Genomic DNA, 18,720 nt, shown 5'->3' on the forward strand with positions numbered 1-18,720 from the left:
CAACCCGTGTGACGCTCCCCTTCCGGTCGCTGCCCCGCGGCGGGCCCGCTCGGGCCGCCGCGAGGCCGCCCCTGGTCAGGCGAAGTTGACGAGTCTGATGTACCGCGTCCAGTCCCAGTTCGGACCGGGATCGGTGTGATCGGTGCCCGGCACCTCGTAGTGACCGAGGATGTGGGCGCGGTCCTTGGGGATTCCGTAGGTGTCGCAGATCGCGGCGGTGAGTCTGGCCGACTCCTCGTAGAGGGCGTCGGTGAAGTAGGAGGGCTGGTCCACCCAGCCCTCGTGCTCGATGCCGATGCTTCTGGTGTTGTAGTCCCAGTTGCCCGCGTGCCAGGCGACGTCGCGCTCTCTCACGCACTGCGCGACATGGCCGTCGGCCGATCGCACGAGGTAGTGCGCGGACACCTTCTTCTGCGGGTTCCGGAAGATGGACAGGGTGGTGGCGTACGTCGCCTGGGTGACGTGGATGATCACATAGTCGAGCTCGTAGCTGTAGGGGCGATCGGACTCCGTGTAGTTGGAGACGGTCGCCGGAGTCCACTCGGCGCCCGGATAGTCGACGGCCGCCGACTGCGCGGTCGCCCTGACATCGGGGAGCAACGCGTAGGGGAGGGCTGCCAGGGCTGCGCCCTTCAGCAGGAGTCGCCGGCTCGGGAACGACCGTGCTCGCTCCATGGAGAGTTGGCCTTTCGTCGGTGGGGGGGGCCGGGCCCGAGAACGCTGGCTGCGAAGCCGGGGCGCGAAGTGGGGAACCGGGAGTCGGGTGTCGGTGTCGGGAGTCGGTCTGGTCCTGTCCCGCGCGGGCCACCCGATCAGTGCCGTAGGGATGCGGCCGTCTCGCGGAGCCGGGCGTGCAGTCCGCGATGCGTCTCGCGCGCGGGCAGCCATTCCTTGCGAAGCTTGGCGACGAACGTGTAGTTGGTGTCGCAGACATTGGCGACAGGAGACTCGACCGTCTGCGTCGTAAACTGGTAGGCGTCCAACTCGCTGAACCCGTAGTCGCGCACCAGCCACTGCACGAGGTCCAGCTGGGATATCCGGAAGGCGTCCTCCAGCGGGCGTGCCGAGCCGGTTGAGATGATGTGCGTGTCGGACTCGATGCGCGGCCAGGGTGTGGCGATCCCCTTGAGGAGCTCGACGATCACCACCGTGTTCATCGCGCATTCGACGGCGACCCCACAGGTCTCGCCCTCGCCCTGCCGTGCGTGCCCGTCGCCGAGGCTGAGCAGGGCACCCTCGACGTTCACCCCGAGATAGCAGGTCACACCGGCCCGCATCTCCGGTGTGTCCATGTTCCCGCCGTGCGCGTCGGGCACCAGGGCGGAACGCACCTCCAGGTTCGCGGGTGCCACACCGACGGTGCCGTGTATCGGATCCATCGGCAGCTCGATCCGGATGTCGCTGTCCCGGGCGGCGAACAGTGCCGTTCGCCGCTCCCGGTCGAGCTGCCAGATCCACACCGTCTCCGGCAACGGCGGCTGGAGCGACGCCGTGGTGTGAGTGGAGGTCAGGGCGCCGAAGAGGGGGACCGTCGTCGACGCCGCCCAGTCACGAGCCGGCTCGATCGAGACGAAGTGGACCGCGACGGTGTCTCCCGGCTCCGCTCCCTCGACATGGAAGGGGCCGGTCTGCGGATTGAGGAACGGGAACTCGCACACCTCGGACACCAAGTCCTTCTCGGAGCGCACCCGTCCGGCGAAGCAGTCCTCGGTGTACAGATCGAGCACCGTGCCCGGCGCGATGCGTGCCACGGGCGGAGCGCCACCGAACGTCCAGGCGAACTCGTCCGGCGTGGGGCGCACGGTAAGGATCCGGGGGTCGCTCATGGCTGCACGGCTCCGCTCTGCCGAGGGGCGGGGGTGAGGGTCTCGTCGAGGTGGACGCGGGCGGTCTCGGCTATGCGCCCGGGATGGCGGCGCAGCAGGATGATCAATATCACGACACCGGCGGACATCCAGACACCCACGACCGGCCCGGCGTACGACACGGGCGGGGTCAGTTCGGTCACGAAGTCGAAGACCGGCAGCCCAGCGGCCGTCAGCAGCGCGGGGACGAAGGCGACGATGCCGAGCAGCGGGAACACCAGATGACGGACCGGTTTGAGCAACTCGCGCCTGCGGCGCACGAAGTAGCCCGCACACGCGAGATTGACCACGATGTACACGGCGATCACCACGGTGACGATCACGGTCGCGAGGAGCAGGAACGCGGTCACCGGGTCGTACGAGAGGCCGAGACCCAGCATGACCGCCACGGCCACGGCGCACTGCACGGCCACTCCGGCCGCGGGGGAGCGGTGCCGTGGATGCACGCGCGCGAAGAGCTCGGGGAAGACCCGGATCCGGGCCAGGGCGAAGGCCGTTCGTGTGGAGACGGTGGCACACGCGTTGGCGTTGGCGATCGTCGAGTTGACCACCGCCAGGAACACGAGCACCCAGAACAGCCCGAACGACGCGCGTGCCACGCCCTCCCAGGAGGCGGCACCGGACGCCCCGAATCCCGCGAACCGGTCGGGACCGAAGTACACCGACATGGCGTACGTCGTCAGGACGTACACGAGACCGATCGCGAGCGCCGCGCCGAGGACGGCCCGGTGCATCGTGCGGCGCGGGTCCTTGGTCTCTTCCGCGAGCGGCGCCGCCGCTTCGAATCCGGCGAAGGCGAGCACGGTGTACACCGATCCCGCGAACACACCGCTGATCCCGTCGTACCCCGTGGCGGTGTGGGACGTCCCGAACACCGACAGCGTGTTGTGCCCGCCGGCCTTGGCGATGAGCCACACCGCGAAGACGAGGAACACCAGCACTTCGAAGACGCCGAGGACCGTACCGAAGCGGGCCGAGGCCCGTACTCCCAGGTAGCCCGCCACCGCGATGACGACGGCACCCGCGAGCGACCAGGGCCACCAGAGCCCGGCCGGATACGAGGACCATTCCTGGTGCATGGTGCCCGCCGTGGTGAAGCCGAGCTGAAGCAGGAGAAGCGGCGGCACCAGGGCTTCGACGAACACATAGCCCCAGCCCACGAGGAATCCGACGGACGGATGCAGTCCCTGCGCGGTGTAAGTGGCCACCGACCCCGCCGCCGGCATCTCGCGCGCCAGCTCGGCCACGCACGACGCGGTGAACAGACAGGCAACCAGGGCGATCAGTACGGACAGCGGCAGGCTGCCACCCGCGAACGCGGCGCCGGACGGAATGGACGCGGCGACCGCGGCTGCGGGCGCCATCGCCGTGATGCTCTGGAACAGGACCTCGCGCAGGCCGATCGCCTCACGCCGCAGCCCCGGAACCGCCCCCTCCGACATCTGAACCCCCCGATTCGACCGGAACACAGCCGTCGGCAGGACGGCTGCGCCTCGCGTGAATTACGTTACGGCGCTTGCCGGTTGGGCAGGAAGAGCGCTGCGCGAGTCCGTGGACAGGCCGCCGATTGTGGACACGGCGATCACTCGCAAGGGGGAACGGCTTTCACGCGACGGGCTCGTCCCGACTCCGCGGGGGCGGACACGGTCGACAGCCCACGGCCTCGCGGCGTGCTCGTCTCGACGCGCGAGGTCGGGAGAAGGTCCACAGCCCACGGCCCACGGTCCACAGCCCAAGGCCCGCCGCCGCGCGACGCGCTCGTCTCAACCCCTGAATCCGGTGCACGGCCCACGGCCGCCCTCCGGCCCTGATCCGTCTACGACCGTCCCGCCACCGACGCCGGGTCGTCGAGCACTCCTCGGACCACCGAATGCGCCGCACCGAGCAGCGGACCCTCGGAGCCCAGCCGGGAGACGGACACAGGACAGGCGGGACCCGCCGTGCGGCGCGCCAGCTCGCCCTCCAGCGAAGGGAGCAGCCAGGGAGCGAGACCGGCCAGCGCCCCGCCGAGGACGACCGTCTCCGGGTCCAGCAGGTTGACCGCCCCGGTCAGGGCGATGCCGAGCGCGGTTCCGGCGTCGCGCAGGGCACGGCGTACGCCCGGATCGCCGTCGGCGGCGCGCCGGGCCAGCAGCCCGACCCGGTCCTCGCCCGGTTCCAGCCCGGCGGCACGCAGAACGGCCTCCTCGCCCGCGTACTGTTCGAGGCACCCCCGTCCACCGCACGGGCACGCCGGTCCCTCCGGACGCACCGGCACATGTCCCAACTCGCCCGCGAAGCCTCGGGTCCCGCGCAGCAGCCGCCCGTCCACGAGGATCGCCGCACCGATGCCGATCTCCGCGGACACGTGCAGGAAGTCTCGCGGAGCCCCGTCACCGAGCCAGAGTTCCGCCAGCCCGCCGAAGTTCGCCTCGTTGTCCACGGTCAGCGGCAGTTCGGCGGGCAGCAGCGTGCCGAGGTCCGTGTCGTGCCAGTCGAGGTTCGGGGCACGGACCACGGTCCGGGCGTCGCGCGCCACGAGTCCGGGGACGGCGACGGCGAGGCCCGCGGGCCACAGCCCCTCCCGCTCGGCTTCGGCGACGACCTGGCGCACGAGCGCCGTCAGTTCCCGGATCACCGGCCCGGCCGCCCGGCCGCGGTTGGTGCCGTGGAGTACGGCACGGGCCCGCACCACGCCCCGGAGATCGACCGCGCACACCGCGAGATGGTCGACGCCCACCTCCGCGCCGATCCCGGCGGGACCGTGCCCGCTGACGGCGAGCGCGGAGCCGGGCCGCCCCACTCTGCCCGGCCGCTCGGGCCCCAGCTCCTCCAGGAGCCCAGCGCGGATGAGCTCGTCGACCAGGGTCGACACGGCAGCCCGGGTCAGACCGATGTGGGAGGCGACCGCGGCACGCGACAACGGTCCCTCGTCGCTGACGGTGTGCATGACCCGGGAGAGGTTGCGGCGGCGCATGCCCTGCTGGGTGTCGGGCAGTCGTCGGCCGGAACCGGTCGGGTGGGCCTCGTGCAGCGGTGCCGTCATGCCTCCGTCAATCCTCGTCCGGCCGGTCACGTCGGCCTCTCTCGGTCCTGGTTCCCGCCGGGTCCACCCGGGTGACGGGTCCACCCGGGTGGACCCGGCCGGTGCCGCACACGCGGGACGCTCTGGTGAGAGCCCGTCCCGTCGGGGCGGCCCGGCCGGTTCCGGTCAGTTCCTGTTCGGCTCCCGTTCGAGCAGCGGGGCCGCGTCGGAGAGTACCCCGCTGATCCGCGCGAGCGTCTCCTCGTCCCGCTCCACGGCGTCGAACACCGGCCCGCGGGCGGTGTCCCAGCGCCGCGCGACGGCCGCCGGGTCCTCGCCCGTCAGCAGGCCGGCGGCCTGGGCGGCGGCGCCCAGCGCGACGAGTTCCCTGGCCTCGGGCACCTGAACGGGCCGGCCCGAGAGACGGCGTACGGTCTGCTGCCAGGCCTTGCCCCGGGCGCCGCCGCCGATCAGCAGCAGGGGCGTCGAGCGGTCGGCGTCCGCGTCCAGCACCAGGTCGAGGGCGCCCAGCAGGGAGTGCACGGCACCGTCGTACGCCGCCTGGAGCAGTTGCCCGCCCGTCGTGTCGTGCCGCAGTCCGTGCAGCAGTCCCGCGGAGTGCGGCAGGTTCGGTGTGCGCTCGCCGTCCAGATAGGGCAGCAGCGTCACCGAGGCGCCCGGCTCGACGGCCTCGCGGTCGAGGTCGAGCAGCGCGGCGATCCGGTCGACGGCCAGGGTGCAGTTCAACGTGCAGGCCAGCGGCAGCCAGTCGCCGCGAGCGTCCGCGAATCCCGCCACCGTGCCGGTCGGGTCGGCCGGGCGGCGCGTCGAGACGGCGTACACCGTGCCCGAGGTGCCGAGGCTCACCACGGGGGTGCCGGGTCGCAGCCCGAGGCCGAGCGCGGCGGCCGCGTTGTCGCCGGTCCCGGCCGCGACGAGGGTGCCCCGGGAGAACGGGAGCTCACCCCTGGCGTGCACCGTTCCGGCCACCTCGCCCGGCCGGACGACGCGGGGAAGCAGGGCGGGGTCGAGACCGATGTGCGCGAGAACCTCCTCGTCGTACATCTCGCTGCCCGATGCCCACCAGCCGGTGCCGGACGCATCGCCGCGGTCGGTGGTGCCCTGCCCGGTGAGCCGTTCGGTGAGGTAGTCGTGGGGCAGCCGGACCGCGGCCGTCGCCCGGACGGCGTCCGGTTCGTGTTCGGCCAGCCAGGCCCACTTCGTCGCCGTGAAGGACGCGGCCGGCACGCTGCCGGTCCGTTCGGCCCAGGACTTGGGACCCCCGAGCTCCTCGACCAGCCGGCGGGCCTGCGGCGCCGAGCGCACGTCGTTCCACAGCAGGGCGGGGCGTACGGGTTCGCCCTGGGCGTCGAGCGTCACGAGCCCGTGCTGCTGCCCGCCGATCGACACCGCCGCGGCTTCGTGAGCGGCGTCACCGCACTGGCGCAGCGCTTCACAGAGCGCGTCCCACCACTGGCGGGGGTCGCTCTCGCGGCCCGCCCCGGTCGAGACGGTGTGCGGCGCCTGTCCGCTCGCCACCACCTGTCCGGTCGACGCGTCGACGACCAGGGCCTTGGTGGACTGGGTGGACGAGTCCACCCCGACGACGAGCGGACCCTCGGCTGCTGACATCGGGCTCTCCTTGATTTTCTCCGCGACTCTGCGGGTTCTGACCTGCTGTTTTCCCGGTTCCCGGGGATTCGGAGACCTGGATCTCATCCTTCGGGGACACCGTGTCCCTTCCCAGGAATCTGCTGGCATACTAATTTGTAAACGGCCATGACGAAATAGTTCAGCAAGCAAGGAGCCGCCGTATGAGCTACCAGCCCACCCCCGATGACAGGTTCACCTTCGGCCTCTGGACCGTCGGCTGGCAGGGAAGGGACCCGTTCGGTGACGCCACCCGGCCCGCCCTGGACCCGGTCGAGACGGTGCAGCGTCTCGCCGAGCTCGGCGCCTACGGAGTGACCTTCCACGACGACGACCTGATCCCCTTCGGGTCCTCGGACAGTGAGCGCGAGTCGCACATCAAGCGGTTCAGGCAGACCCTGGACGCCACCGGCCTCAAGGTGCCGATGGCCACCACCAACCTGTTCACGCACCCCGTCTTCAAGGACGGCGCGTTCACCTCGAACGACCGCGACGTGCGCCGCTACGCCCTGCGCAAGACCATCCGCAACGTCGACCTCGCCGTCGAGCTCGGCGCCGAGACGTACGTCGCCTGGGGCGGCCGCGAGGGAGCGGAGTCCGGAGCCGCCAAGGACGTGCGCGTCGCCCTCGACCGCATGAAGGAGGCCTTCGACCTCCTCGGCGAGTACGTGATCTCCCAGGGCTACGACCTGAAGTTCGCGATCGAGCCCAAGCCGAACGAGCCCCGCGGCGACATCCTGCTCCCCACCGTCGGTCACGCCCTCGCCTTCATCGAGCGCCTGGAGCGCCCGGAGATGTACGGCGTCAACCCGGAGGTCGGTCACGAGCAGATGGCCGGCCTGAACTTCACGCACGGCATCGCGCAGGCGCTGTGGGCGGGCAAGCTCTTCCACATCGACCTCAACGGCCAGTCCGGCATCAAGTACGACCAGGACCTGAGGTTCGGCGCGGGCGATCTGCGGTCCGCGTTCTGGCTGGTCGACCTCCTGGAGAGCGCCGGCTACGCGGGCCCGAAGCACTTCGACTTCAAGCCGCCGCGGACCGAGGACTTCGACGGCGTCTGGGCGTCGGCGGAGGGCTGCATGCGCAACTACCTGATCCTGCGCGAGCGCGCTGCGGCCTTCCGGGCCGATCCCGAGGTCCAGGCGGCGCTGCGCGCCTCGCGTCTGCACGAGCTGGCGCAGCCCACCGCGGAGGACGGCCTGGCGGCGCTGCTCGCCGATCGCGCCGCCTTCGAGGACTTCGACGTCGAGGCCGCGGCCGCGCGTGGGATGGCCTTCGAGCAGCTGGACCAGCTCGCGATGGACCATCTCCTGGGCGCGCGGGGCTGATCGCGCCGCTCTGAGGGCACGGACCCGCCTTCCGGCGGGTCCGGCCGCCCTCTCCGGTGGCTGATCCCCGCGCGAGATTTCCCGGAATGATGCGATCCATGGCATGAGTCCGTATCAACTTCCGTGCAGGGGTCGCACGATGACCGATTTCGCGGCGACTCTTGGCGGTATGGCCATGCCGCCCGAACCGCCCCAGCCTCCACGGTCGCAGGGAGACCCGCCGCCTCCTGGAGACGATGCCCACAGCCCACGGTCCGGGGGCTACGGCCCGCCGTCCTCCGGCGGTTACGGGCCTCCCCCTTCCGGGGGCTACGGACCTCCCTCTTCAGGATCGTCCGGCTACGGTCCTCCCCCAGGTGGCTACGGCTCCCCTCAGGGCGGCATGGGCCCTCCCCAGGGCGAGTACGGTCCGTCGTCCCAACGGGGAGATCTTCCTCCCGGGCAGGGCAGCGGGGGATGGCCGCCTCCGCCACCGGGACCGCCGACCGGACCGCCCGAGGGACCCGGGGGTCATCGCGGAGGGCGGCGTCGCAGCACTCTTCTCCTCGTCATCGTCGCGATCGCGGTCATCGGCGTCGTCGTCGCTGTGGCCGTGGCGGCGACGGGCGGCGGCGGGAAGGGCGGGAAGTCCCCCACCGAGAGCAGTGGGACGCCCAGTCCCTCGCGGAGCATCCCGTCCGAACTTCCGTCGCTTCCCTCGGACCTGCCCAGTGTCGTGCCGTCGCTTCCCTCGGACCTGCCCACCGGGTTGGTACCCAGTGACCTGCGATCGTTGTTCCCGTCCCTCGCGGACGATGAGGTGCCCTACTACCTGCTCCGCGAGGGCGATTGTTTCGACACGGACGACAGCCTCCCCGGACAGGCCGCCAAGCGCCGGTGCACCCAACCGCACGACGCCGAGGTCGTGAGAGTCTCCGAACTCAACGGCACCTACACGACGAACGCCGCCCTGAAGAAGGCCGCGTCAGCGCTGTGCAAGGCCCCTCTGGAGCGAAAGGCCGCCGGCCAGGCCGCGGGTACGGTGCGCGACACCGTCGTGCAGTACCCCGACACCGGTGGCTACAGGACAGGCATCGACAAAGTCGCGTGCAGCCTGGCCGCGGGCGTCGGCAAGGGCAGCCACAAGCTCACCGAACCGTTGAAATGAGCGGCACGCGTGCGTGGCCGCCGTCCATCGTCCACGCACGCGTGCCGGGCTCACGCCCCACCGTGATCAGATCCGGCGGGGCAGCCGCACGTAGGCGACCGTCGTCTCGATGCCGCTGTCCACCAGTCGGCCCTGCGCGTCGAAGGCACCCGACCCGTCCGTCATCCCGAAGTCGTTGTCGTTGATGAGGGCGAGAGTGCCGTCGTCCACGCGTGCGACGCCCTCGATCTTGCCGGGCACACCCGCGACGGTCCCCAGGTCGACGACGAGACGCTTGTCCAGCACCGGAACACCGGCCGACGCCGGGTCGTCCAACTGCTCCAGGGAGGGCGACGTGCTGTCGCTGTCCCACGGGCCGCCGAGGATGTTCGCGTCGCGTGTGAGCCGTACCGACTGCAGACGGGCCGCTTTGTCGGTGCGCTCCTCGACGAGGAGTCGGTCGCGGCCGACGGCGACCACGGAGGAGATCTTCAGCTCGGACGTGTCGTCCTCGCTCGGGTCGACCACGTTCACCGGGTCGAAGCGGTACGCGTATTCGGCGGTCACCGCGCGCTTCTTGGGCGAGAAGCGCAGCAGTCGCGTGTTGCGCGATGCGTCCCCCGCGTCCCCGTCCGGCAGGGAGAGCGGGCTCTGCAGGGCCATCACCAGTTCACCGTCGGGGAGTTGGGCGAGTCCTTCGAGGCCACGGTTGATCTTGCGATGGAGCAGGACGGCGGGCAGGGCCTCTACGACCGGGTAGTCCGTGCCGGTCAGATCGAGCCCCTTGGGCACATAGCGTGTGAGCACCTTCCCGCGCGCGGAGACATGGACCAGCGAGGGACCGTACTCGTCGACCAGCCAGAACGAGTTGTCGTTCGCCCGCACGATGCCCTCGGTGTCCAGACCGTTCGGGTTGTACGTGAGCGGGGTCTGCGCGTCGTAGGAGTACGGGGCCTCGTCGCGTCCGGCCTGGTTGGACAGGCCGGTGACCGGCTTCCCCGCGGAGGTGGTGATCGGGATCGCGTCGATGACCTTCACGGCGCCACCGCGCACCCGGATCTTCACGATCGCCGGGTCGAAGCCCGGTACCGGGAACGTCCGGCGCTTCTTGCCGTCCACCTTGATCTGGCCGTTGGGTCCCCGGTCCGTGACCGTCCAGAACTCGCCCTCGCGGCCGGTCGGGTAGATGTCGCTGCCGATACCGCCGAGGTCCACACCACGGTCGTTGTCCACCGTGCCGGGCAGCAGCGCGTTGCTGAAGGCACCGAGAGGGAGGTCGCCGAGCGTCGCGGTGTGCGTCACCCGGGGCTCCGCGGAGCCGGACGTCGCGTTCGCGGTACCGGCCACCACGAAGGCGGCCAGCACGGCGCACGGCACGCCCAGCGCGACGGATCGGTGGATGCGGCGCCTGCCGACGGCGTGCGGGGACATCAGGCCTCCTGGGGCACAAGTTCGTTGACAGCGGACAGAGTTGGCCCTGACACCGAACGGCTCACGACTTGCAGGTGAACGCCGAGCGTCAACCAGTCATCGGGTCTCCCTCGGCCGCGGCGAGGGCGGTTGACGGGTCCTCGCCGCGGCCTTGGGCGTCATGTCGGCCCCGCTCCTTCCGGTGGGCCACCCCCGCCCTCTCGTCCGGTCCCGCGGTTCACGAGAAGTCGTACGGCGCCCAGTCGGTGACCAGGCGGTACCCGAGGCGTTGGTAGAGGGCGTTGCTGGTGGGGTTGGCCGCGTTCGTGAACAGCACGACCTCCGTGGCGCCCGCGGCAAGCGCGGCCCTGCTCACCTCGGCGCTCACGGCGGCCGCGTAGCCGTGGCCCCGGAGGTGGGCCGGGGTGTAGACGGGGTCCACCCGGACCATGCCGGCGACCATCGGGTTGGCGCCGGCCATGGAGACGGGTGTGCCGTCCGGAGTTTCCCAGTAGGTGTAGCTCTTCTCGGCGAAGCGGGTGCCGGCCCAGGAGCCGGCGTCGATGGTGATGGCTTCTCCGACGTCCGAGGCGAACCCGCGGCACCAGTCCATGAGGTGCTCGTGGTCCCGCTCGCCCACGATCCGGCCGCGCCCCGCCGGGTGCGGCTCCGGTGGGGTGAGGGTGCCGAGACGGTACAAATGCATCCGGACGCGGAGTGTCGGCGTCGCGCCGGTGTGCCGCTGCCACGCCTCGGCGAAGGCGGTGGCGGTGGCGTGGTCCGAGGTGACGCCGCAGAGGTCGTGGCCAAGGGCGGCCAGGTGGGCTGCGAGGGCGTCGGCCTGCTCGCGGGAGAGAGCCGTGAGGGTCAGACGGCGGCTGGGCGGTCGGTAGAAGATCGCCTGGATCTCGCCCTCCGACTCCAGTCGACCGAAGAGGACGGTCCCTGGTTCGAACGCGCCCGGGAGGGTCCGCCATTTCTCCAACACCGTGAGCGGGGTGTTGTGCACGACGGGGCGCGAGCGCAGGAAGCCCCCCGATCGGGCCAGGAAGTCGTCGATGTCTTCGGTGAGGAGCCAGTCGTCCGAACGCATGCTTCATGATTTCGCACGCTGAACGGCGTGCGGGCGGTTTTCCGCCGAGCGGGGCCGCCGTCCCTCCTGCCACGGTCCTTCGTGCCGCGGGACCTGTACGGCGGTTCGGTCGGGAAACCGTGCCGCGTCCGAACCCTGGCGCGCGTGCACTGTGTGGAGTTGGGTATTCCCCGGGTGGAGACCTGGCTGCCCGACTCCAACAGGCGGCCCCGTGGGTCGGGGAGCTTCTCAGGGTTGCGTAGGGGGCGCGTGTCAGGGACGTTTCAGGGTCGCGGTCCGGAACCGTGAGGCACGGGGACCCGTTCTCAGGACAGAGAGCGGCAGCAGCCGCGGAGGAGGCGACACATGTCGAAGAACGCGAAGATCGCCGCAGGAGGTGTGGCGGTCGGCCTGATTCTGTTGATCTGGCTGCCCTGGTGGGCCGCCTTCCTGATCGTGCTGGGAGTCCCGGCGGCCGCGTATCTGGCGCTGGACCCCTCGCAGCGGCGGAGGCTGCGCCGCGCCACCCGCAAGGAGCTCGGCCGCTGAGGGGCCGCGGCCCCTCCCTCGGGGACCCGTCGGACGGCTGTTTCTCCGTGCGCCTCGGCCCGGTGCGGGCAGGGGTGACGGACCCAACTGGCACAGGGGACTGATATCAAGGCCGCGTCACCCGGATCCCCGTGTGACGCGGTCACTCAGCTGGGGCGGACCGCCATCTTGTCCAGGGCTTCCAGGAGGCCGGGCAGCTCCGGTCCGCGACCGATGGGCAGGACCTCGCCGGGTTTCTCGTCCAGCAGGAGGAACGCGATGTCGTCGGTCCTGGCGACGAGGGACCAGCCGGGGCCGTCGGCGCGCAGGGTGCGAGCGTCGCCCGTGGCGAAGGACGAGCGGACACGGCCCAGCGGGGGCGGCGTGTCCACGTACGAGCGCGCCTCGGCGAGAACGCGGCGGATGGCGGCGCGGTTCCCGTCCTTGTCACCCTTGCCGTCCTCGGCGCTCTTGCCGTCCTCGCCAGGAGCGTCCTCGGCGTCGTCCGGGGCCTGCTCGGCACCCTCCGAGGACGCGAACTCGCTTTCATTGATCTGTTCACGCCAGGTCGCCCACTGGAGCGCGATCTCGTCGGCGCCGAGGCGCCGCTGAGCCGGTCCCCAGGCGGAGGTGTCCGGTGGGCTGAGCGGAGGCAGGTCCGTGAGCTCGGCCGACGGATCGTGCGGAGCCGGTACCCCGGGTGCCGAGACGGCCACTTCGAGGGGCCAGCCGGGCAGCGCGGCGACGACGGTCCGCTCGTCCGGCGACAGCTCGTGCTCCATCCCGCAGTCCCAGGACGCGATGGCGACGGCGACCAGGGAGACGTCATCGATGACGACGGTCCAGCGCGCCCCCTCTCCGTCCTGGCCGAGTACCAGCCCGTAGCCGTCGGCGAGAGGTGCGAGGTCGAGCGTCGCGCAGGCCTCCGGATAGTCGTCTCCGAGCACGCTGGGGAACTTCGCCGGTGTCAGCAACACCGCCGTCAGTACATACAGCGCGTCGTCGTCCTCGGTGGCGACGGCGTCTGCGTCCGTCCCGGCCATTCCAGCCTCCCGATCGCTCCATCTGTCGGCGCACCTTAAGCGACCGGAAGGCACTTGTCACGGGCCCGAAACGCATCCGGAGCTGCAGCTATCCGGTTGGACAGGGGCGAAACGCCCGCATGGACCCGCCCAGGTCAGGACGCGGGCAGTCCGAGCAGGGTGCGGGCGACCACCTGCGGCGACTCGTCGCGTTCCCGGGCGAGGGCGATGATGGCCCGGCAGGCAAGCTCGTTGACCCCGAAGGACAGTGCCTCCGGCGACACCCAGGCGGCCGCCTCGTCGATCCGCTCCTGGTCGTCCTCCGCGCAGGCGGACACATACGCCGCGGCGGCCTCGAAGAGGTTGTATGTGCGCTTTCTCTCCTTCGGCGGCGACTCCGGCGCGTGCTCACCGGGCCGTTCGGCCGTCGTCCTGCGCCCCATCGTGCGGAGTCTGCCGAGTATGCCGGGCATCGGTTCACCGTCCCCCTGTGCGATGGCTGATCGTGCTCCTGCTGCTACTCAACGTAGAGATGGAGTGGCGGCGACAGAAGAGGGTCGACCCGGTGAAGATCTGCCCCGTCCCAGCGGCCCGCCGTGTCGAGGGCGCCGGGAGTGCCCAGCAGCCGGCTCGGTACGGCCTGGGTGGTGGCCCGCGTGATGGTGAGAATGCAGCGCCGGAAAGAGCCGTCCAGCTCTTCGCGCGCAGCGGCCGGTCACCGTCGTAGAAGAAGTCGGCGGATTTCCTCCAGGACGGCCGGTGCCGGGCTGTGTGGCCTGCACCGCACGGCACGGGGGCTTGCCCGGGCACCAGTCCCAGGATGCGGCAGACGCTCGCCGGACCGACGGCGGAGCGCGTGCACCTCCAGGGCGAGCACAGTGGTGAACTGCCCGGAGCGGACGGCCTGGAGGCGACAGGCGTGCGCGTCCTGATGGTGCCCTGTGCCGGACGCAACATCATGGTCGACAACCCCGATGCCTTCACGGCGGCCGTCGGCGGCACCGGCTGAGGGCCGGCTGCCGGGTCCGGGCGGCGATCACCCCCGGCGTACGGCCAGCGCGAGGAAGCGGGCGTCCTCGTCCACGTACGAGGTCATGTCCCAGCCCGAACCGGCCAGCAGGGGGCCCAGGTTGGCTTCGGCACGCAGATCGTCCGGAGTGATCCGGCGTCCCTGCCGGGCCGCGAGCGCCGCTCGGCCGATCGGGTGGAAGAGGGCCAGAGTCCCGCCGGGCCGCACCACGCGGGCCAACTCCCCCAGATTCTCGGCCGGGTTCGGCAGATGTGCGACGAGCCCGGCCGCGAATACCGCGTCCAGGGACCGGGCGCGCAGTGGCAGCCCGGTGACATCGGCCAGCAGCAACTGTCCGTCGCGGTCCCGTCCGGCCCCGGCCGCCGCCTCCAGCATGGCCGGGGTCAGATCGGCCCCGATGACCACTCCGGCGGCGCCCACGGCCGCTCTCAGCGGCGGCAGGGCGCGCCCGGTGCCGCAGCCCGCGTCGAGCACACGGTCACCCGCACGCAAACGCATACGCGCCACGGCGGCCGCGTACGCGGGCCCGTCGTCGGGAAACCGGCTGTCCCAGTCGGCCGCGCGATGGGAGAAGAACTCCTGGACGTGTGTGTGGTCGTCGCTCATGTGCCGCATGATCTCTCACCGACACGAACGGCGGCGCGGTGCACATGTTCGAGCCCGACGCGGTCGCTCTGGTGCACCGTTTCGACACTTTGCAACAGGTTTCGAAATGCGCCCCAGTCGTGCGCCCCAGCGCGCACTAGCGTCCCTGGGTCATGGGACACCTGCACCACGCCGCTTTCGGCTGGCTGACCCCCGTCTTGTCGTACGCGATGGCCTGCGTGGGGGCCGCACTGGGACTGCGCTGCACGGTCCGCGCACTCGACTCCAACGGCCGCTCGCGCCGCAACTGGCTGCTCGCGGCGGCCTCCGCGTTCGGCACCGGCATCTGGACGATGCACTTCGTGGCGATGCTCGGCTTCCGTGTCACGGGCACGGAGATCCGCTACAACGTGCCGCTGACGATCTTCAGCCTGCTGGTCGCCATGGCCGTCGTCGGCGCGGGCCTCTTCGCCGTCGGCTACAGCCGCGACCGGCGTCGAGCACTTGTTCTCGGCGGGCTCACCACCGGATTCGGCGTCGCCAGCATGCACTACCTGGGCATGGCGGCGCTGCGGCTGCATGGGCAGGTGCGCTACGACCCGGCGCTCGTCGGGCTCTCCGTCGTGATCGGAGTGATCGCGGCGACCGCAGCCCTGTGGGCCGCTCTCTCCATCAGATCCCCCATCGCGGTGGCCCTCGCCTCCCTCGTCATGGGCGGTGCGGTGAGCAGCATGCACTACACCGGAATGATGGCGGTGAGCGTGCGCGTCGCCCCCTCCGGTACGGCGCTGCCCGGAGTCACGGCGATGCAGTTCATCTTCCCCCTCGCCGTCGGCCTCGGGTCCTACCTCTTCCTGACGGCGGCGTTCGTCGCGCTGTCCCCGATGTCCGGCCGACCCGAGACATCCGTGCCGGTCCGGCCGCCGGTCGAGAGCGGCGTCCGCTGACGGACCGCCCCGCAGCCGCGCGGCAAGGACGGCACACCCCCGAACCTCTCCGATCGAGGAGGCCATGCGTACACCCCGTAGGACCACCACCGCGGGCGGCCAGCCGCCCCCGCCGCGCGGCCGGCGCGCGCACGCCGGCCCGCCGGCCGACGAGGGCGCGGACATCGGCCGGACCGTCACCGGACCGTCGCCGGACGCACTCACGCGCGCGGGGCAGTGGCACATCAGGCCCCGCACCGTCCGGGCCAAGATCGTCAGCCTGTTGATGGTGCCGATCGTCTCCCTGCTCGCCCTGTGGGCCTACGCCACGGTGAGCACGGCGCAGGACGTCGCGCGACTGCGGCAGCTCCAACGCGTGGACTCGACGGTCCGGGCCCCCGTCGACGACGCGGTCGCCGCGCTCCAGGCGGAACGGGCCGAGGCCGTCCGCTACGCGACCGACCCCGCCACAGTGCCGCCGAGCGACTTCAAGGACCTCTCGCGACTCACCGACCGCGCCGTCGCGAAACTGCGCCTGGGGGACCGCAACACCGTCGCCGACGGAGCCGACCTGCCTGCCGGAGCCTCCGGGCGGCTCAGCGCCTTCGTCGCCGACGCGCAGCGGCTGCGATCGCTGCGTACCGACGTACTGGACCGCCGTACCGGATGGGACGAGGCGTACGGCCAGTACACCAGGACCATTGCGGCGGCATTCGGTGTCGACGGGGCGCTCACCGGCATCCCGGGCGCCGGCCTGCGCTCCGACGCCCGTGTCCTGCTCGAATTCTCCCGGGCGGGGGAGGCACTGGCGCAGGAGGACGCCGTGCTGGGCGGTGCCCGGCTCGCCGGGACCCTCGACGGCGAGCGGCTGAGGCTGTTCACGGGGGCCGTCGACACCCGCCGCACGCTGACGGACGCCGCCGCGCCGGATCTCAGCGGGCCCGAACGAGCCGCTTGGAACGACCTCGTGGAGGGGAGCGCGTACGACGACGTGCGCGCCGCCGAGGACAAGGTGCTCGTCTCGCGCCCCGGCGCCAAGGCGCTCGATGCCGCTCCGGAAGCCGTCTGGAACATCGCCCACGAGCGCCTGAGCGCGGGGATGCGTACGGTCGAGGCCGACGCGGGCCGTGACGCCGCGGACGGGACCGACCCGCTCGGGCACGCGCTGCTCACCCCCGCCGGTGCCGCCGTCCTCTTCGGCCTCGCCGCCGTCGTCGCCTCGCTGATCATCTCCGTACGGATCGGACGGGACCTCGTCGTCGAACTCGTCGGCCTGCGCGACAGCGCCCTGGACATCGCCCGCCGAAAGCTCCCTGAGGCCATGCGCAGACTGCGCGCGGGCGAGGCGGTCGACGTGGACGCCGAGGCCCCGCTCGGACGGCCCTCGGAGGACGAGACCGGACAGGTCGAGGAGGCACTGAACACCGTCCACCGGTCAGCCCTGCGCGCCGCGGTCGAGCGCGCGGAACTCGCCGGTGGCATCTCCGGGGTCTTCGTCAACCTCGCCCGGCGCAGCCAGGTCCTCGTGCACCGCCAACTGAACCTGCTGGACGCGATGGAGCGCAGGTCCGAGGACCCGGACGAGCTGAGCGACCTGTTCAGGCTCGACCACCTCACCACCCGGATGCGGCGTCACGCGGAGAGCCTCATCATCCTCTCCGGAGCCGCGCCCGGACGGGCCTGGCGAAGGCCGGTCTCGTTGACGAACGTGGTCCGGGCGGCCGTCTCCGAAATCGAGGACTACGCGCGCGTGGAGGTACGGCAACTCCCCGAGGCGGCCGTGGTGGGCGGAGCTGTGGCCGACCTCACGCACCTTCTGGCGGAGGTCGTCGAGAACGCCGCACAGTTCTCGCCACCGCACACCCGAGTGCGGATCACCGGCGAACCGGTAGGTAACGGCTACGCGATCGAGGTCGAGGACCGCGGGCTGGGCATGGGAAAGGAGCGGATCGCCGAGGCCAACCGGCGCATCGAACAGTCTGAGGCGCTCGACCTGTTCGACAGCGACCGGCTCGGTCTCTTCGTTGTCAGCAGACTCTCGGCGCGGCACGGAATCAAGGTGCACCTGCAGACCTCGCCCTACGGAGGCACCACCGCGGTCGTGCTGCTGCCCACGTCCTTGCTGCACGACGGTCCGGCGGAACGTTCCCTCCGCAAGGGCGACACGGACCGGCCGATGGAAACGCAGTACGCGCGCGTGTCGGCAGCTCCGGAGCAGGACGCCGTCCGGGCCGTCACGGAGCGGCCCGCGTTGGTCTCGCCGAGGCCACGGCCCTCGGACGCCCCGGCGGGCGGATCGCGGGGGACAGAGCCTCCGGGACGCGGTTCGAGGGAGATTCCGCCTCCGGGTGAGGGGCCGGGGGAGATTCCGCCTCCGGCGCACGTGTCGCGGGAGACCCCGCCTTCGGCGACGACCTCGCGGGGGAGCGCGTTTCCGGGAGGCCCGGCGCTCCGCCTGCACCGCCCGCAGGACGACTCCCAGAGCTCCGAGGAACTTCCACGGCGTGTCCGCCAGGCGAACCTCGCCCCCCAACTGCGCGGACAGCGTTCCGAGGAGCCGGCGGAGCCACCGGCGTCCGCCGCGGACGACGAGCGCACACCCGAACTCGTCCGGGCGCGCATGGCCGCGTACCGGGACGGCTGGGTGCGCGGCGGCGGCCGGCCCCCTGGTGTCGACGACACCTCCCGCCCCGAAGCGGGCGGCGACAGCACTGAAGGAGACCCCGAATGATCCAGGACCCGAGCACGAGAGGCGCCCGGCGGTCCGGCGAACTCGACTGGCTGCTGGACGACATGGTGCTGCGTGTGACCGAAGTGCGGCACGCCGTGGTGCTCTCCAACGACGGACTGGCGGTGGGCGCCTCCACCGCCCTGCGGCGCGAGGACGCCGAACACCTCGCGGCCGTCGCCTCCGGATTCCACAGCCTCGCGAAGGGGGCGGGTCGCCACTTCGGCGCGGGCGGGGTACGCCAGACCATGGTGGAGATGGACGAGGGCTTCCTGTTCGTGGCCGCTGCGGGAGACGGCTCGTGCCTCGCCGTCCTCACCGCGGTCACCGCCGACATCGGCCTCGTGGCGTACGAGATGGCGCTCCTGGTCAAGCGTGTCGGCGAGCATCTCCACGCCCCGCCGCGGATCGCGGCGCAGCCGCCCGCGGCAGGATGACCGGGA

17 protein-coding genes are annotated in these 18,720 nt (G+C 71.5%); 7 read left to right on the forward strand and 10 right to left on the reverse strand.

Annotated elements, in window-relative coordinates; genetic code table 11:
* Positions 1-75 precede the first annotated feature (75 nt).
* From OHT01_RS34355 to xylB, 5 genes are all read right to left on the reverse strand, one after another.
* Positions 76-675 (reverse strand): N-acetylmuramoyl-L-alanine amidase, encoded by a 600-nt coding sequence (locus tag OHT01_RS34355; RefSeq protein WP_328556999.1) that lies wholly within the window; start codon positions 673-675, stop codon positions 76-78.
* A gap of 137 nt (positions 676-812) precedes the next feature.
* Entirely contained in the window at positions 813-1,826 is a 1,014-nt protein-coding gene (locus OHT01_RS34360) for an acetamidase/formamidase family protein (RefSeq protein WP_328557000.1), read from the reverse strand.
* Positions 1,823-3,307 carry an APC family permease gene (locus OHT01_RS34365; protein WP_328557001.1) on the reverse strand — a complete coding sequence of 495 codons (1,485 nt, stop codon included), beginning with the start codon at positions 3,305-3,307 and terminating at the stop codon, positions 1,823-1,825. Before OHT01_RS34365 ends, OHT01_RS34360 begins: the two co-directional genes overlap by 4 nt.
* A 374-nt stretch (positions 3,308-3,681) precedes the next feature.
* A complete protein-coding gene (locus OHT01_RS34370; protein WP_328557002.1) occupies positions 3,682-4,890 on the reverse strand; it encodes an ROK family transcriptional regulator in 1,209 nt (402 codons plus the stop codon).
* A gap of 165 nt (positions 4,891-5,055) precedes the next feature.
* Entirely contained in the window at positions 5,056-6,501 is a 1,446-nt protein-coding gene (gene xylB / locus OHT01_RS34375) for a xylulokinase (RefSeq protein ID WP_328557003.1), read from the reverse strand.
* A 182-nt stretch (positions 6,502-6,683) separates the two neighbouring features.
* On the opposite strand from xylB, the gene xylA reads away from it, so the two are divergent.
* Both xylA and OHT01_RS34385 read left to right on the forward strand, forming a co-directional pair.
* The gene (gene xylA / locus OHT01_RS34380) at positions 6,684-7,850 is read left to right on the forward strand and encodes a xylose isomerase (RefSeq protein ID WP_328557004.1); all 1,167 of its coding nucleotides are present in this window, start codon (positions 6,684-6,686) and stop codon (positions 7,848-7,850) included.
* A gap of 772 nt (positions 7,851-8,622) precedes the next feature.
* A complete protein-coding gene (locus tag OHT01_RS34385; RefSeq protein ID WP_328557005.1) occupies positions 8,623-8,997 on the forward strand; it encodes a hypothetical protein in 375 nt (124 codons plus the stop codon).
* 66 nt (positions 8,998-9,063) lie between these two features.
* Here OHT01_RS34385 and OHT01_RS34390 read toward each other — a convergent pair whose 3' ends face one another.
* On the reverse strand, positions 9,064-10,407 hold the full coding sequence (locus tag OHT01_RS34390) for an esterase-like activity of phytase family protein (RefSeq protein ID WP_328557006.1): 1,344 nt from the start codon (positions 10,405-10,407) through the stop codon (positions 9,064-9,066).
* Between the two features lie 217 nt (positions 10,408-10,624).
* Complete coding sequence (locus OHT01_RS34395) at positions 10,625-11,479, reverse strand: GNAT family N-acetyltransferase (RefSeq protein WP_328557007.1); 855 nt, start codon at positions 11,477-11,479, stop codon at positions 10,625-10,627.
* A gap of 345 nt (positions 11,480-11,824) precedes the next feature.
* Here OHT01_RS34395 and OHT01_RS34400 point away from each other — a divergent pair, with 345 nt between their 5' ends.
* Positions 11,825-12,007 carry a hypothetical protein gene (locus tag OHT01_RS34400; protein ID WP_261703155.1) on the forward strand — a complete coding sequence of 61 codons (183 nt, stop codon included), beginning with the start codon at positions 11,825-11,827 and terminating at the stop codon, positions 12,005-12,007.
* Positions 12,008-12,153: 146 nt separating this feature from the next.
* On the opposite strand, the gene OHT01_RS34405 is transcribed toward OHT01_RS34400, so the two are convergent.
* Both OHT01_RS34405 and OHT01_RS34410 read right to left on the reverse strand, forming a co-directional pair.
* The gene (locus OHT01_RS34405; RefSeq protein ID WP_328557008.1) at positions 12,154-13,029 is read right to left on the reverse strand and encodes a hypothetical protein; all 876 of its coding nucleotides are present in this window, start codon (positions 13,027-13,029) and stop codon (positions 12,154-12,156) included.
* A 134-nt stretch (positions 13,030-13,163) separates the two neighbouring features.
* Complete coding sequence (locus OHT01_RS34410) at positions 13,164-13,481, reverse strand: hypothetical protein (protein ID WP_328557009.1); 318 nt, start codon at positions 13,479-13,481, stop codon at positions 13,164-13,166.
* Positions 13,482-13,828: 347 nt separating this feature from the next.
* On the opposite strand from OHT01_RS34410, the gene OHT01_RS34415 reads away from it, so the two are divergent.
* The gene (locus OHT01_RS34415) at positions 13,829-14,017 is read left to right on the forward strand and encodes a hypothetical protein (RefSeq protein ID WP_328557010.1); all 189 of its coding nucleotides are present in this window, start codon (positions 13,829-13,831) and stop codon (positions 14,015-14,017) included.
* Between the two features lie 27 nt (positions 14,018-14,044).
* On the opposite strand, the gene OHT01_RS34420 is transcribed toward OHT01_RS34415, so the two are convergent.
* On the reverse strand, positions 14,045-14,644 hold the full coding sequence (locus tag OHT01_RS34420; RefSeq protein ID WP_328557011.1) for a class I SAM-dependent methyltransferase: 600 nt from the start codon (positions 14,642-14,644) through the stop codon (positions 14,045-14,047).
* A 152-nt stretch (positions 14,645-14,796) separates the two neighbouring features.
* Here OHT01_RS34420 and OHT01_RS34425 point away from each other — a divergent pair, with 152 nt between their 5' ends.
* The 3 genes from OHT01_RS34425 to OHT01_RS34435 all read left to right on the forward strand — a co-directional run bounded on the left by OHT01_RS34425 (position 14,797) and on the right by OHT01_RS34435 (position 18,714).
* Complete coding sequence (locus OHT01_RS34425; protein WP_328557012.1) at positions 14,797-15,570, forward strand: MHYT domain-containing protein; 774 nt, start codon at positions 14,797-14,799, stop codon at positions 15,568-15,570.
* 64 nt (positions 15,571-15,634) lie between these two features.
* Positions 15,635-18,280, forward strand: coding sequence for a sensor histidine kinase (locus tag OHT01_RS34430; protein WP_328557013.1), 2,646 nt, complete (start codon positions 15,635-15,637; stop codon positions 18,278-18,280).
* On the forward strand, positions 18,277-18,714 hold the full coding sequence (locus OHT01_RS34435; RefSeq protein ID WP_328557014.1) for a roadblock/LC7 domain-containing protein: 438 nt from the start codon (positions 18,277-18,279) through the stop codon (positions 18,712-18,714). Before OHT01_RS34430 ends, OHT01_RS34435 begins: the two co-directional genes overlap by 4 nt.
* The last annotated feature ends 6 nt before the right edge of the window (positions 18,715-18,720 follow it).

Origin of the sequence: Streptomyces sp. NBC_00358 (genome assembly GCF_036099295.1) — a bacterium.
In the GTDB taxonomy this organism is placed as follows: Bacteria; Actinomycetota; Actinomycetes; order Streptomycetales; family Streptomycetaceae; genus Streptomyces.

What these genes read in the sequence shown, in the direction of transcription:
- xylB (WP_328557003.1), bottom strand. Translation starts at nt 6,501, where the DNA reads ATGTCAGCAGCCGAGGGTCCGCTCGTCGTCGGGGTGGACTCGTCCACC.
- OHT01_RS34390 (WP_328557006.1), bottom strand. Translation starts at nt 10,407, where the DNA reads ATGTCCCCGCACGCCGTCGGCAGGCGCCGCATCCACCGATCCGTCGCG.
- OHT01_RS34400 (WP_261703155.1), top strand. Translation starts at nt 11,825, where the DNA reads ATGTCGAAGAACGCGAAGATCGCCGCAGGAGGTGTGGCGGTCGGCCTG.
- OHT01_RS34420 (WP_328557011.1), bottom strand. Translation starts at nt 14,644, where the DNA reads ATGAGCGACGACCACACACACGTCCAGGAGTTCTTCTCCCATCGCGCG.
- xylA (WP_328557004.1), top strand. Translation starts at nt 6,684, where the DNA reads ATGAGCTACCAGCCCACCCCCGATGACAGGTTCACCTTCGGCCTCTGG.
- OHT01_RS34395 (WP_328557007.1), bottom strand. Translation starts at nt 11,479, where the DNA reads ATGCGTTCGGACGACTGGCTCCTCACCGAAGACATCGACGACTTCCTG.
- OHT01_RS34370 (WP_328557002.1), bottom strand. Translation starts at nt 4,890, where the DNA reads ATGACGGCACCGCTGCACGAGGCCCACCCGACCGGTTCCGGCCGACGA.
- OHT01_RS34410 (WP_328557009.1), bottom strand. Translation starts at nt 13,481, where the DNA reads ATGCCCGGCATACTCGGCAGACTCCGCACGATGGGGCGCAGGACGACG.
- OHT01_RS34430 (WP_328557013.1), top strand. Translation starts at nt 15,635, where the DNA reads ATGCGTACACCCCGTAGGACCACCACCGCGGGCGGCCAGCCGCCCCCG.
- OHT01_RS34425 (WP_328557012.1), top strand. Translation starts at nt 14,797, where the DNA reads ATGGGACACCTGCACCACGCCGCTTTCGGCTGGCTGACCCCCGTCTTG.
- OHT01_RS34355 (WP_328556999.1), bottom strand. Translation starts at nt 675, where the DNA reads ATGGAGCGAGCACGGTCGTTCCCGAGCCGGCGACTCCTGCTGAAGGGC.
- OHT01_RS34435 (WP_328557014.1), top strand. Translation starts at nt 18,277, where the DNA reads ATGATCCAGGACCCGAGCACGAGAGGCGCCCGGCGGTCCGGCGAACTC.
- OHT01_RS34360 (WP_328557000.1), bottom strand. Translation starts at nt 1,826, where the DNA reads ATGAGCGACCCCCGGATCCTTACCGTGCGCCCCACGCCGGACGAGTTC.
- OHT01_RS34415 (WP_328557010.1), top strand. Translation starts at nt 13,829, where the DNA reads ATGCGGCAGACGCTCGCCGGACCGACGGCGGAGCGCGTGCACCTCCAG.
- OHT01_RS34405 (WP_328557008.1), bottom strand. Translation starts at nt 13,029, where the DNA reads ATGGCCGGGACGGACGCAGACGCCGTCGCCACCGAGGACGACGACGCG.
- OHT01_RS34365 (WP_328557001.1), bottom strand. Translation starts at nt 3,307, where the DNA reads ATGTCGGAGGGGGCGGTTCCGGGGCTGCGGCGTGAGGCGATCGGCCTG.